This is a genomic window from Paenibacillus sp. FSL R10-2199 (assembly GCF_038000235.1).
In the GTDB taxonomy this organism is placed as follows: domain Bacteria; phylum Bacillota; class Bacilli; order Paenibacillales; family Paenibacillaceae; genus Paenibacillus_AQ; species Paenibacillus_AQ phytohabitans.
In genome coordinates this window covers 4,674,343-4,688,839 of the sequence record NZ_JBBOBO010000001.1, presented here as the reverse complement: position 1 = coordinate 4,688,839, position 14,497 = coordinate 4,674,343, and the positions used below count along the sequence as shown (strand labels likewise).

The window sequence follows — 14,497 nt, the reverse complement described above, 5'->3', positions numbered from 1 at the left end:
ACTTTTATTCAATAGACTTGTTTAGACAGTATGAACATGGGCTGGAACTCCTGCCCATGTAACATATCCTCCACCAACGATTGACAATTGAGTTCCAATGGGTATTCCGCAATTATATGGTCCCGCACTGGTCGTAGTTGTACCTATTGGGACTTTGGAATTTATGTTAAACTGCAAATTGGATATTTGATCAGAAAGACCTACAATCCCACTCATTGCAATTCCTTCAACACTCGCATTATAAAATCTTACATTTCCGTTCATTGCTATAATGGGCGCGTATAAGTTCATGTAACTAGGTACATCGATATAAAAACCATCCCCAATCCCGTATACTCCGCCCTTGTAACTTCCAGATTCATCGAAGTATTCTGTACCCGCTACACCATATTTCCCGCTCGGGGAGATTGAGACGCGTATTCTACCGTTGCCATCCACAGACCTAAAACTCGAATAATCCATTTCTACGCGCTGCCCGCTGGCTGCGGTACGAATTAATGCTCCTGTGATTGTCCCTCCCGAAAATATACCACCTTGGGTGTAAAGGTCTCCAGATGAACTAACAGTAAACTTCCCACTTCCAACATTAATAGATGAACCGATAATAGCTCCTCCACCAAACGTAGAGTTATTTATAACTGCACTGTTAGCAGTCAATTTATTAGCTACCACATTCCCGGCCATATCCACACGAAATGGTGCTTCGTTAAAATTAGAATGTCCTGCAGATAATCCATTATGGTTGATTTGTGTAATGGAATTACCGCTTCCAATAGTCAAGGATTCAAAATTCCCGATCTGCCCGATAATCCGTTCTCCCAAAACACCATCCGCTGTTATTGCCCCCCGTATCGTATTCCAACCATCCGTTGAAATACCTATCCCTGCTGATGTAAGGCGGACCTGACGCAAATGATTGTTCTTGTCGCGGGCTAAGATACCGCCGTCTTCTGGATAGATCAATTCTGTTTTTGAGTTATTAATATCAGCTATGACTTGCTTTGCCACCGCTTCAAACAATTCAGTTCGGATGCGGCCATTGGAATACAGATTGTCTACAAGCTTTTTACTCTTATCCAAATCAGCAATAATATCATCCATGTCTTTGACTTCAACATTAGATAGTACCGCCTGAGCATGCTTTTCTTTTGTATACGGATATTCCGTCAATTCCATAATCCGAGCCTTGAGATTAACTAATTCGATGTCTGGGTCATAGCAATAGGCGGTATCACCGAGATCCGGTTTCACCGCATTTCTTCTGATCTTGTAAAGGTCAGCACTGTCTGCTGTGACTTCAAAACTTGGGATTTCTTTTTCCCTGAGTGTCTTTCTTGCAGCCTCTAAGAGATCGGCTACTGATTCAATATCCTGTTCAATTATTTCCCCATCAAAGTACGGAACCGAATTACTCCCCCAGCTCGCGGCATATGGAGAGATAAGATAATTGACTTGCAGAATACCATTAACAATTGCCCCTGGTACAGCCCCCAGCAGTGTTCTCTCTTCGTTGGTGAGGATCGATGCAGGTTGACCTATCCACGTTCTACCGTCCTTCATTTGGCAAAACAGGCGTGTCACAAGCGATGAAGCATCATCTTTAAATTGATCGGAGACAATGTTTTTCTGTATACGATATTGCATGCCTTCATCTTTACCGATTTGCTTTTTGAGGTGAATGACAAAGTTATCCGCTTCGATCTCACATCCGTACAATTCAATGACCTTATTTAGCGCCTGAAGGCAGTTCCCCTGTCCGAAATCCTTAACATCAGAAAGATCAAACGTATCATCAATCGAAAACGTAAACCGTCCACCGCTTGCAGCAGAGATGAGATTTGTAAGTTGTGAAATATGCACGCCATATGCTTCGGCAATGTACGAAGAGTATGGAAACTTGAAATCGGTAAGCTTGAAAATTACGTGCGTACACATGACGGACGCTGTGAGCTTTCGATCTTCCCGCACCCGGGATCGGCTGTTAATTACATAGAACTGGCCGCGCTCATCTTTAACGTGGCCTTTGATTAATATCTTTTCAAGATAGTCCCTTGAATTCATTGGGACCAGAAAAGAAATCTCGTTATCAGAGTTGATTCGGCGTTTTCTGGTAATGTCATAAGATCTGACTAAGGCCCCGGTTGCCACCAGATTTTTATCGTAAGATTCTAAGAAATCCAACTTCTAACCTCCTTATTAGCCAAGGAAAATATTCCTTAACAAAAAATAGCCCCCGAAACAGCTCCGAGGGCAAAATAAAAACGCCTCTATGGGCGCCAACAATATCTATTCTATAGGCAATGGATTGCCGCTCTCATCCAGATCAGATGCGGCCAGATAGGACTTAACTTCCGGCTGCAGTTTGACCGGCACTTGACCGAAGGTCTTCAATCCTTTGATAATCAGCAGCGCATAGATAACAGACATGGTATCACCTCCCCTCATAAGGCGTAGGCCACCGGACACCAGCAGCCGGGCCAACCAGTTACGCATTGTCAGCCAGGAGTGCCTGGACCTCATCACGGATCACAGTCGGCACTTGTTCAATCGTCTTAAGCCCTTTACGGATCAGGCTTGCATAAACTTGCGGCATTATACGTCACCCCCAATCAGGGGCAGTACCAGCTCGTACAGATCCACAAGGGCCAGCTGCGCGCTGGTTGCCTCATCCTGGGCGGATAGCAATTGCTCAAAGGTATCTGTTAAGGCCATTTGAGTTTGTGCCAGCTCCTCGCGGACCTGCTCGATTTCCGTCAGCTGCGGCGGCGTGTTGGCTTCTGCCTCCTGGTAGGCTTCCCAGGCTGCTTGCAGCTCTGCTTCCGTGGGCTGCGGCTCGTCCAGCTTCCACACTGCGATATACGGCCCACGCTCTACAAGGTCGTAATCCTCGCCCTCTATCAGCAGGTTATAGTCGATGCCGTAACGGTAGTGTATGCCCTCTATGGGTTCCTCGCCCTCTTCTGGTGGCTTGATCTCGTAGCGAACGCGGCCTTTGTCTTCGGCTCCTTCGTGCAGAACAGGTTCAGGGCCGTTATCCTGCACTCTGAAATCCTGCATTGGATCAGCGCCCGGGTATAGATGCATGACTGCAAGTGCTATATTCATATCTTTAACCTCCCGATACACAAATGATTTCAAGTCTGCTATATGGATCTCCTGCGACTACAGATGTGGCAGAGTTACAGTAAACATCGACATAAACTGTTTCTCCAGACGCGAGATAAATCAGTATGTTGCCTTCTACAGGCAAATCAGCAGCTAATGTAGATCGTGCGAACCCGATATCTCTTACGGCTCCACTACTATGGATTGCCCTTAAATAACATGCGGAACCAACTGCTACCGATTGCATTAAAAGACGGGATCTCACAATACGCCATCCAGGTTTAGCTGCTGTATATATTCCTGTCGCTGTATTATATTCAGACAAATTGTCTGCTGGATCTGCGTCAAAGAGGACTTTGGTAAACGTAGACGATGCAATTGTTTGGTTTGATCCTGCTCGATACGCCCACACTGTTGATCTTTGACTAGCTGTGTTATCTCCCCATGGGTTAATAACACCATTAAGTTGTGTTTGCACTTCAGTCATATCTACTCTCAGATTGTCTGCTTTAGCCTCAATATAATCATCTGCAAAATCCTGTCGGTCATTTTCCTGCCGCAGTTCTGCGGTGCTCTGCACCAGATCGGATACCACACCGCTTAAGCCCGTTCGCCAAGTTGCCGCAGTCTCAGTAACACTGGCGGTTAGGGCGTACTTGTCTAGCATCGAATACGTAACATAATATTCGGCCTCTGAATCATAATTAGCAGCTGCAATATATGCTCGTCCATTACCATAAGCCAGATAGTCAACCACCTGCCAAATGTGTGTGTCCTTATCTACACCTTTATAAATCTCAAGGATTCGATCCACTTTATGTTTTAAATAGGACGAGGTATACCCTAATAAGTTTAGGTCGTAATACCCGGGGGTCTGTGAGACTTGTGGATATGCCCTCTCCCTCAAGATTAGCCCCGTTTCCACATTGACCTGATTGTTGCCCGGATGCAGCGTAATACTGCCCTCAGCGTTTGGGATAACAACCGGAGCAGCCGCAGAACCCAGGGCGTAATCCAGTGTGTACGGCTGCCAGAATACTGTTATAGGAGCCTGCGCTGTTGGTACAATAGTAACTGCTCCAGTGTTACTGGTTGCTCCGATAACTACCCAGGTCTTTGTACCAGATCCATTATATGGAGTACCAAAGGTTCCATTGTTCATGCAGTACCCATAAAAATACGCCTTTACCTCAGACACGCTTGGAATGTAGTCCGCACCCCACCCCGAATCAACGTTTGATACTGACACATGAAATTCTCTCCTGTTTGAAGCCGCTGTAAAATATGCCTGATTTGCTGCTCCCATTTCATTTACAGGAGTTATTAAGGTTCTTCCAAATTTCATAGCAATAAAGGCGTAATCCCTAATCATTTGTGGCAGAAGCTCTGTTATATACAAGACCTTTGCGTTTCCTGGTGCATTAGAAACGTATTCCCAAGGTAACGCCCCTGATAAGACCATCTTCTTAATACGTTCCTCGTACACCCACTCTGTGCCAGCACTATACACAGAGTCTCTTACCCCTCCAACTTCTCCGAGAGTGACCGGAAGAATTACAGTTTGCGGCTCCGCAGAAGTGAATGGAGTAGCTATGCTGCCGAGTTCAAGTTTCCAGTTTTTAAATGTGAAGGTGCCTGCAACTGTATTGGCGAAATAAATGCGCATTTTATATATGTTCTCTGGCACTGGGGATGAGACAACCGTCCCTCCGGCGGTAGCATTTAGAGATTGACCTGATTGGTCACCCGCATCATTAATCCAGTTACCATCTGCATACCCCCCATTACCAATGGGATCAATAGAGAACACATAGGTCTGACCTGGGACGACTGGTATATCTATAAACGATGCGTCATAGGTAAATGCTGTAGTTAGAACTACGTCATAGGGGCCTCTTACTTGTATCCTACTGCTCTGTGATCCACTTATCACTCCTGGTAACAGGTTTCGCCCCTGCTTTGTAATGGCTACACCCTGTACATGCTGTTTGCCGTCTACATAAGGAAAATAGGCATCTATAGCTTCACCCGTTATCGTCGTACCGATGGAGGCATACTCAGAGGCCGTTACCTCATACAAACGAACCTCGTCATAATAGACCGTGCTTGCCCCGCCACTACCGTAACCCAGAAGAATGCTTGTTGTGTCGCCAACAAGTGTATTACTTTGAGGTATTTTAACGTAAACAAATTGCCAGCTTCCATTTGCAGATACAATGGGATTGTTTGCATACCTCGATGTGACTGTATCGTACAATGCTATCGCAGGGAATCCTCCAGAGTAAGCTTCAATGTACATCCAGCATCCGAGGAGGTATTGCTTTGCTTTATCCAGTGTGAAATTCAGGGGTCTCATGACATAACTACCACTAGATGTTCCAGCAACCATTTTAAAAGATGAAGACCCCGAGCGCTTCTGTGTCGTACTTAAAACTGGGGCCGCACCTTGCAGTGTCCATCCAGCTAGACTTTCGCATCCGCCCGCTGTTCCGAGCAAATTCACCAGCGTCCGCCCATTTACTGTCAGGTCCAACTCACTACCGTTAGCGTCTGCTGTAACCACGGATAGGCCCGGTCCCAGGGTTTGAGTAAGATCTACACGGCCAAGGCTGGTTTTGATAGTAGCAATGTCTGTCTTGTCAGCTGCAGCCATCAGCCCTGGTGCATTAGTTGTGGCTACTGGAATCGGGTCAGATCCTCCAGTTAAATGGCTGCTGGCATGTGCGCCAGGTGTGGCCGTCCCAGTAGCCGTTACCGTGAGCTTCTTGGTCGTTGGATTAGAGGTAACGGTGATCCCTGTTCCTGCTTCAATTGTTACGGTATCGCCTGTATTGCTTGCAGTAATGTCGTTCACCATGGAAAAGGCATTCTGATTAGCCTGAGCGCCTGTAGCAATTCCGGACAGCTTAGTCTTTTCAGCCGTGGAATAGTCCTCTGTGCTAAGCTGCTTGCCGGTGACCTTGTCCACCTTGCCGTTCCAGGTGGTACGCTCTGCGGCCGTGATATGCACTGTTGTATCGTCCACATGTGTCCTCGTAGCCTCCAGGGTTATCGCTGGTGCGGTTAACGCGTTGGACTTGCCGGTGATTCCCCTGATCAAAGTGAACAGACTGGAGAACAGCGCCGTAATGGTCCCGGTCAGGCTGGGAGCCACACTATCCGTTGCTGTCCGATTACCTATTACAGTATCCGTGGCGCTGTTATCCCCGCCAGCTCCAGCTGAAATCCCGGCCAGCTTAGTCTTCTCAGCTGCGGTAGTATGGATGCTACCGTCTGCTATATGGCTGGCTGATGTTGCAATGGCAATATCATGCGCATCTAATGTTGATTCGATATCCGCGTAATTGTCGTTGTGCTTATTAAGGTTTGCTATGTCGAGTTCTTTGTTGATTGTTCTTCGATTAAATGCCAAAACGATTCCTCCTGTCAATAGAGATATTTGTACCTGAATACGAATGCAAGATTAAACGATAATGAAGTTCCATTTGCAGTAAATACGGTGTTCCCAGGTTTGAGTTTAAAGAAAACAGCATTGCTCCTTGAATATGCACTCTGCCCATTGAGGAAAACAGTACATTCATCTGGATCACAATTAATTTCCCATACATCTGAAGCGCTGCTCGTGCCGTATAGTATTAGTGTTGATGCTCCATCGGAAAGACTAAAATTAGAGAACGCTCCGCTGATTCGAATGATCGGAAAAGCCTGAACGCTGCCCTCATTTCGAATAACGATGCTTTGACCGCTTGCGCTGATCCACATTGCATAATCGCTATACGAATACCCATGCCCATATTCTAATCCCTGTCCATACTCCCGAACGGTTGTATCCTGACTCGAATCAGGATATGGATTGTTCATTTTGATAGGTATTGTAACCTCTCCATCAAATATCAACTTTGTGATATCCATTGTTCCAGCGTATCGACCTATAAATCTCTTTCCTGGATGATCCTCAAAGGTAAATACAATATCCCCTTTTTGAATGTTAAAAAGAGCCGCTACAAGAGCGACTCTCCTTTGATAATCCAATGTCGGATCGTCAGCCATTATAATGCACTCAAGGTTGAATGGTCTGGGTCCGTAGGTACTGCCAAAATCTAAGGCACCGTCACGATCAGCCAGTTCTACTGTGTTATCCTTTGTCGGGGGCAGAACAGGGATATTGTGAGATTTCAGCCCCAGTCCGATACTTTCAAACGTTACACCATCTGCTGTTGCTGTAATCAATTATTTCGCCCCCGATCTGGATTGCGACCTCCGCACGAAATTATCCCTTTCAGTCCAATAAACCTTTGCTACGGCGTCGTCTGTAATATAAGTATCTCCTGAGAATGTTACGCTGGTGCTGCTTACCTGCTGCGGATTTGAACCTCCTGACGCTGCTGGCATAGAAAAACTTGGCATAGAGAAATCAATTGAAGGCATTTTAAAGTTAAGCATTCTAAAAAGGTTGTCCTGCTGCCGGTCATTGATGTACATCTCTCCGACTCTTGCATTGACTGTTGTTTCTTCACCGCGCCGCGCTCCTCGGACTACGCCACCATCATGAAATGTCTGAAGTTTTCCAGTGTCTTTAATTACGCCGTATTTCTGCCGTAACTCCTCATTACGTGCAGCCAATCTTTCCATTTCGGCTGTATTCTTTGCTGCTTTGGCTGCGTCCCAGGCATCCTTATTTGAGTTGTATTCAATTAAGTCTGCGTCCTTCTGACTTACACCTGTTGATGCCGCCAGTGTCACAGATCCGCTCACAGTAGGCGACAGCGTGGTAATTGCACTCATCTTGGATTGATAGTCTGAAATGAACTGATCTAACTGACTCAGGATCTCCGCGTTCTTCTCGGACTCCTTCAGCACTTGGATGTTCTTCAGAACCTCAGCACGGTTTGCTGTGTCAGATGAAAAGCTTTCGAAAGCCGATATCAGATCCTCATAGTGAGATTTAGCCGTTTCGATATCCTTATCATAGGCTGTCTTCTTTGCGTCCTTCTCGTCCTGGAGGGCTTGCTTCTGTTCTTCAAGGCTTCGTTTCGCTAACTCCCGTTCATGATCCAATTGCAGTTTTTCAATGTCCTTCTGGACCTGCACTCGTTCGGCAATCCCGTCCGGGCCAATCGCCGAAGCCAGCAGTGCTAACCGCGCTTGTTTCTCTGCTAAGGCACTCTCATAATCTTGATCCTCATTAAGTTCCTGTTGCTTACTTAGCAGATCATCAATCGCTTGAATCTCAGCGTCCTTTCCCGCAAGATATGCATCGCGCTCCACTTCTATTGCTTTCACTGCTGCGTCGCGTGTTGCTTCAATTTTGGATTTATAAGTAGATGCTAGAGTTTCAACCGACTTTGTTTCATCTTCAATTAGTTTCTGCCTGAGGGCGTATACCTGTTCATCAGCCTCCAGACGTTGATCTGTGCCTGCACGATACATTGACTGCACTTTCAGCCACTCTTGTAATTCCTGCGCTGTAGTGACCTCTCCCATGGCTTTACGATGGTTCAGGTCCTTCTGAAAATCTGAGTATCCTTGTTCGATCAGCGCCTTCTTTTGAGCATAGATGCTCTGTTCCAGTGAAAAACTTTGTTCTGCTGATCTGTTTTTGTCTGCGTACATTCGTTCATACGCCAGCAGCTCCATAGAGATAATGTCTCTCTTACTCTTCCCAGCCAACTCCATCTTAATGGATTCTTTGTCGATCCAATTAGATGAGTTTGTATAGCGAAGTTCGTTATACTGTTTGGTCAGATCGTATACCTGCTTATCTGCTTCGGCTTTCTGCTCCGCTGTTAAGTAAGTTTTCTTAGCTTCCTTGGTGTAAAAATCAAGCGAAGCTTTGACCATTTCGACTTCTTGGAGGTTCGCCTGACGCATGCGTTCGGTCTTCTTCTCCAGGTTGGCCACATCTTCGGTGTACCGGGCATCACTAAGAGCAACAACATCCCGGCTCCACTGTTTCATAGCATCTTTATCTTCGGCTAGGTATGCAGCATGCCGTTTCTTCAGTCGCTCATAGCCTGCAATTTGTTGGTCAATGGTCCAATTCTGGCGTTCGGCAATGTACTTAAAGTTGTCTAAGTCTTCTGCATAAGTCTCCTTACGCGCATCACTTGCGGCTTTGGCTGCTTTATCGGCACCTGAGGAACCATCTTTGCTTTTTTTGCTACTGTCGGCATTCACGCCAAATTTAGGATCTTGATACATACTTCCAAGAGCCGCTATCTTATCGTCATACACTTTAGCTGTCGCATCGTAATCATCGATAATCGTCTGAATTTCTGCCTCCGCTGCTGCCTGTGCAATACCAGCGTCTTTAAATTGGCTTTTGAAGTATTTAAGATCATCACCGGTAGTAGTTACATCGCTCCCGGTTATAGCTCTACTTCCATTCAGTTGAGCTTTTAGCTGAGCCAGACTCTTGATGGCATCCGCTTCAATCTTGTATGCTCCGAGTCTTTCGTCAGTAGCGACTTTCGTGTTAAAGGCGGATGCTTTCTCTGAATTCAAATCATCGATTGCTTTCTGAATCTTCATTTTACGGAGATTATTTACCGCGCCCGTTTCGAATGCCCAGCCGTCAGCCGTCTTATATATTGCTGATGCAAGTTCCGGATATTTATTGATCAGATCAGTAGCGTTAGAAGCATTTAGAGACTGTCCTTCTGCCAGATCATGTAATACGCCGTTCAGTTCTGAAACGGTTTGGCTATTCCCTTTAACTGTCGATTCCCATTCTTCTTGTGCCTTAATAAGAGTTTTGACTTCATCAGAGACTTCTTCGGTTGCAGCACTGGCAGTATCTGCGGAATCAGCAAAGCTTTCCATAGAATCCGCAGAGTCAGCTGCTGCAGTTGCTAGCCTACTATTTGCTGCTGCACCATCAGAAGTGACACCATTAAGAGCATCAAGAGCCTTTTGGCTGGCTAGAATCTTCTGTTCTTCCTGAGATAACTCGGTCCCAAGATTAATCATTTCTCGGCCCCACGCTTCACGTAAGGTCTGTACCGTTTTACCCATTGCCTTATCGACTATACTTAGATCCCTTTCTGATGCATTGTTGATAGCGTCATTGGTCGACTTCATCTCCGCTTCAAGTGAGGATTTCCGTTTCATTGCAGCATCAAGGTTGGCTTGTTCCACGATTCTAATGCTTTCGGAATATCGATTCTTCCATTCTTCGATTATTTCAATATCCAATTCCTTGGCTTTACCTAGTTCGTCCCATTGTGAGACCAGCCCGGGCATAGTTGCACTAAGTCGATCCATCACATTAATCAATTCGGATTTCGCAGCATAAACCTCTTTGTCAGATCTTGTATTGTCATCAACGATTGCCTTCAACTCATCGTATCGGGCCACCAATTCAGCCGTTTGTCGATTCTGTTGCATGGTTTCATCACTTACTTCGCTTTGCTTACCCTTGTAATACGCCCATGCAGTTGTAGCGACCCCGATGGCAAGTGCTATCCCTGTCAAAGCAGCGCCCAAGGGCGTTGCAATAAATGCCTTTTGTGAGACGTTAGCTGCATCGGTGGCAACCTTCATACCGAGCATTGCCTTGGCCGCTCCTGCTACACCTGTTGCTAAGGAAACAAGGGTTTGTCCTGTTAGGATTCTCGCACCGGTGTTTAGAACTGTGATTGCTCCACCGAGTAAGAGAATACTAGTCACAGTATTCTTGATCGGTGCTGGGAGGTTATTGAAGCCATCTAAAAGGATGGTTGCTTCGTGTACGATTAGTTTCAATCCTCCCAGCAACCCGCTTTCGCCAATAGAAACAATCAGTTCATCCCATGAGGCGCGTAGTTGCTCAGATTGCTTTGTTAACGTACCCATTGTCAGTGTATTTTCACGTTGCGCTGATCCGAAAGACTCCTCAGATACTTTTGCCACATCTACTACTTTGCTGTAATTGTTCATCAGTGCAATAAAACGGGATGCTTGATCACCGCGAGCAATAGCCTGCGTCACTTCATTACGTTCCACGTCCGAGAGATTATCCCATTGTGCTGCGATTTTACTGAGCAGTTCCGGGAAGTCCATCATTTCGCCGTCCGCTTGTTTCATTACGCCTACATACTTCTCCAGTTTGTCAATTGCAATGGGTCTGCTTGCATAACTGATAAAAGACTTAATGGCATTCCCAGCTACCGCGCCACTAAATCCAGCTTGGTTGAGTACAGTCAGGTAACCGATGAGTTCATCAATATCAACACCGGCATTCTTGGCTGTAGCGCCTACACGGTTAATCCCCTCCAGCAGCTTCTTGGAGGTCGTTGGGAAGTTATTGGATACTTCATTGAGTCGATCGAGCAGCCGTTCAGCATCTTCTGCGGCCATTCCATAGTTGAGAATCGCTCCGGTCATTAATTCTTGAGCCTGGGATGCGCTTTGGAAGGATTGTTCAACGTTCTTTGCCATAAGTGCCGTTCTTGCCAATTGTTCCGTCTGCTTCTCATCGAATCCGTTCTGAGCAATTAGCGTATAGACACCAGCCACTTCACGGAGTGCATACCCATATTCTTTTGCACTGGTGATCATGGAGTCTTTTACATAGTCAACATCTGCCGATGTACCCATGACTCGTTGTACGTTAACCAACTCATACTCAAAGTCTTTAAGGAGACTGATTGCCTCTGTAGCGCCTCGCGTAAAGGCGTAGTACAAAGTACCAGTCATTGCGAATTGTGCCGCCGTACCCGTAATTCCGTTGATTTGGGACTGTGTTTGGGTCAAGGATCTGCGAATGCGTTGTTCTTCCTGTAGTGCCTTCTCTCGGACCTGCGCTTCTTTACGCTCTCTTGACTGTAAAGCGTTGAGCCAGAACTTCTCATAACTTGCTGCGTTCTTTCTAGCTTCTGCACTTTCCTTTGCAGCGAGTTGAGCCGCTTTCTGTTCCCGGCTCCGAAGTGCTTTAAGCCAGAACGCCTCATAATCAGCCGCATTCTTTTTGGCTTGTTGGCTTTCTTTCTCGGCCATTTGCGCAAGTTTCTGCCGAATAGCCTGTTCCTGCATCAATACGCGTTCGCGAGTGTTATCTGTTGTTGTAGACGAAGACGTCCCGGTTGTTGTCTTCAGTGCGCTTGCAGTAGCCCTGTTTTGTAGAATTTCCATACGCTTTTGATGTTCTCGCTCTTGCTGCTCAATAGCGTCATACCTCTTACGAATGATCGCTTCTTGCGCGGCAAGTTTAGCATCAACCATTTTATTGGCTTGTTCTAGCTGACTCTTCTTCGTTTGAATCAATTCGGTCTGGGCCGTCCGTTGCTTTATCAGCGCTGCAGACTCTTCCATGATCTTTTTTCGCCGCTCATCCGATGTTAACGCAAGTTTATTTGATGCCGCAGCCAAAGCGCTGTAATTCTTCGTGGTGACTGATATTTCAGAGTTTAATATTTTAAATGTCTCGGCGTTTGCCTTTGCTCCCTGGTCAATTGCTTTAAATGCTGGGATCATTTTAGATGTATCAAGACTGATACGTGCTCCAACGACATCCCTATTTGTATCTGCCAATGTATTTTCACCCCTTATAATGGTTCAGGAAAATTTTCCTTACCGCTGAAATAGGTCTGCATACAGAAAAAGAGGTCCCCGGCATAGTGCGGAGACCTCTGTGTTTTTATTAAAGATAGATACCGAGATCAGAGAGATGCGTGGCCTTCTTCGGTTTCTTTTCGATTTCTCCGCCATGAAGGGCGATCTGAAATTCTTGATTCCTCTTCCTAATTCGCTTAAGTGCATAAATTTTTGGGAAAGTCATGTTCTCCCATTCACTGTCCGGAACGCCTAAGGTTACACACAAGGCCCAAGCATCAAGCAGTGACTGTTCTCGGACTTCATCCGTCCCTTCGCTCGCGCTATCTTCTTCGGCGTCCGGATCTGGTGGGAATGACTCCTCATAGAAATCGGGTGATGATTTTTTCCAACTCCTCAATTCCTTGCTCGTCTACCCGTTCGTATTCTTCTTCAGACAAGCCTCCGTCTAGGACAATGTTGAATGCCTGACGGTATGCCGCTTCCACAGCCGGCCAATCCAATTCAGGACCGGATTCGCTTCCAGTCCATTTCTCTCGACCGATTGATTCGGAGAACTTATATGGAGCATCCTTCATGATCTTACGAACCTGTTTGATCGATCCGATGGTTCCGATCTTCACGTTCTTGATCAGTTCTGGATGTTCTTTTGTCGCCGCCGCAAGCGTCACTTCACTTCCGATATTCAGTGTTTCATCAATTTGTTTCTCCAAGGCTTAGCCCTCCTAAAAATAGATAATCCCCCGCCATTTACAGCGAGGGATCTCTTACATATAAACATAAAATTAACCAACGAAAATAATAGTAGCAGCTTTTCCTTCCGGATTATCTGGAGTGACTTCAGCATCCAGAACCTCAAGATTGATAGTGCTAGTACTTGGAGTTTTCCGCGCAGCGCCAGCGTTTAGCGTCCCGCCACCGATAGCTTTATACACCGTTAATTGCACCTGAACCGGCTTGCCGGTGCGATCATTAATCAATTCGAATCTGTGAATGAACTTAAATGGTTTAGGACGCCGAGTTCCTTTGAAATCACTGGATGTTCCTTGTTTGGACCATTTGTATGTCACAATCACATTTTTGTTTTGATTGCCTGATGCAGATGTGATTACACCATCAGATGTGATTGAATACTGTTCAATTGTTGGCGTTGATGCTACTCTTTCGAGTTTAGTCAAAACCCCGTCAATCGATTTAAGGTAAACCTCATCACTTTCCGCAACGAAAGTGCCACCATACAATTCTATTCCTTGAATAGCATAGCCAGTCGAAGAAAGGATTCCTTCTTCGTTCTCATCGACTTCCATAGGACCTGTTTTCGTCTCTGCCCCTTGTGAAATCTCGGCGATAACCGGAGAAAAGCGCGGCAGTTCGATCGTAAGAACATCCTGCAGATCCTGCGCGGTCAAGTGAAATGCATAACCGGACTGACCTCCAAAAACCTTTGTCCATGAAAACTGTGGAGAAAACATCACGCTGTTGATTTTTTCATCAATGTATCTGAGAGCCCCGTCCAGTTCTCTCATCCAAATCTTACCGACTCCATCAAATACTAATGGCTCTTGCATTCGTTTATCCCTCCCTGGGTAATAAAAAAGGAACTGATCAGCTTATTTGATCAGTTCCCATAAACGCAAATCAATTTCAGCAATGCGTTTGTATTCATCTGTTTTTTCGTAACCTTCAACCGGCATTGCACCTCGATCCATCAACCCCAATTTCTTAGCCAGCGAAACCTTTTCTTTCACTAATTTCTCGACTTCGGAAAGTTCTTTCGTGAGTTCGGGCTTATCGGTCATCGATACACCTCATTTCTCATATTTCTTCACTTATACTTTATAATGTCGTTTATCCGGTAGCC

Annotated in this window: 11 protein-coding genes; all 11 read right to left on the bottom strand. The window is 45.9% G+C overall.

The features are described from left to right. Positions 1-21: 21 nt before the first annotated feature. Positions 22-2,181: a phage tail protein gene (locus NYE33_RS20545; RefSeq protein WP_341067293.1), complete on the bottom strand. Its 2,160-nt coding sequence runs from the start codon at positions 2,179-2,181 to the stop codon at positions 22-24. Positions 2,182-2,286: 105 nt separating this feature from the next. After that, positions 2,287-2,427: a CD1375 family protein gene (locus tag NYE33_RS20540; protein ID WP_341067291.1), complete on the bottom strand. Its 141-nt coding sequence runs from the start codon at positions 2,425-2,427 to the stop codon at positions 2,287-2,289. Between the two features lie 58 nt (positions 2,428-2,485). Then, positions 2,486-2,593, bottom strand: a complete 108-nt coding sequence (locus NYE33_RS20535) for a CD1375 family protein (protein ID WP_197074358.1) — start codon at positions 2,591-2,593, stop codon at positions 2,486-2,488. Further along, positions 2,593-3,105: an XkdW family protein gene (locus NYE33_RS20530; protein WP_341067287.1), complete on the bottom strand. Its 513-nt coding sequence runs from the start codon at positions 3,103-3,105 to the stop codon at positions 2,593-2,595. Before NYE33_RS20530 ends, NYE33_RS20535 begins: the two co-directional genes overlap by 1 nt. 4 nt (positions 3,106-3,109) lie before the next feature. After that, positions 3,110-6,517, bottom strand: a complete 3,408-nt coding sequence (locus tag NYE33_RS20525) for a hypothetical protein (protein WP_341067283.1) — start codon at positions 6,515-6,517, stop codon at positions 3,110-3,112. Positions 6,518-6,531: 14 nt separating this feature from the next. Next, a complete protein-coding gene (locus NYE33_RS20520) occupies positions 6,532-7,335 on the bottom strand; it encodes a phage tail domain-containing protein (RefSeq protein WP_341067281.1) in 804 nt (267 codons plus the stop codon). Further along, complete coding sequence (locus NYE33_RS20515) at positions 7,336-12,615, bottom strand: phage tail tape measure protein (protein ID WP_341067278.1); 5,280 nt, start codon at positions 12,613-12,615, stop codon at positions 7,336-7,338. A gap of 109 nt (positions 12,616-12,724) precedes the next feature. Then, positions 12,725-13,036 (bottom strand): hypothetical protein, encoded by a 312-nt coding sequence (locus NYE33_RS20510; RefSeq protein ID WP_341067275.1) that lies wholly within the window; start codon positions 13,034-13,036, stop codon positions 12,725-12,727. Next, positions 12,999-13,349, bottom strand: coding sequence for a hypothetical protein (locus NYE33_RS20505; RefSeq protein ID WP_341067273.1), 351 nt, complete (start codon positions 13,347-13,349; stop codon positions 12,999-13,001). Before NYE33_RS20505 ends, NYE33_RS20510 begins: the two co-directional genes overlap by 38 nt. A gap of 72 nt (positions 13,350-13,421) precedes the next feature. Continuing rightward, complete coding sequence (locus NYE33_RS20500; protein WP_341067271.1) at positions 13,422-14,204, bottom strand: hypothetical protein; 783 nt, start codon at positions 14,202-14,204, stop codon at positions 13,422-13,424. Positions 14,205-14,246: 42 nt separating this feature from the next. Further along, positions 14,247-14,435: a hypothetical protein gene (locus NYE33_RS20495; protein WP_341067269.1), complete on the bottom strand. Its 189-nt coding sequence runs from the start codon at positions 14,433-14,435 to the stop codon at positions 14,247-14,249. Between the last annotated feature and the right edge of the window lie 62 nt (positions 14,436-14,497).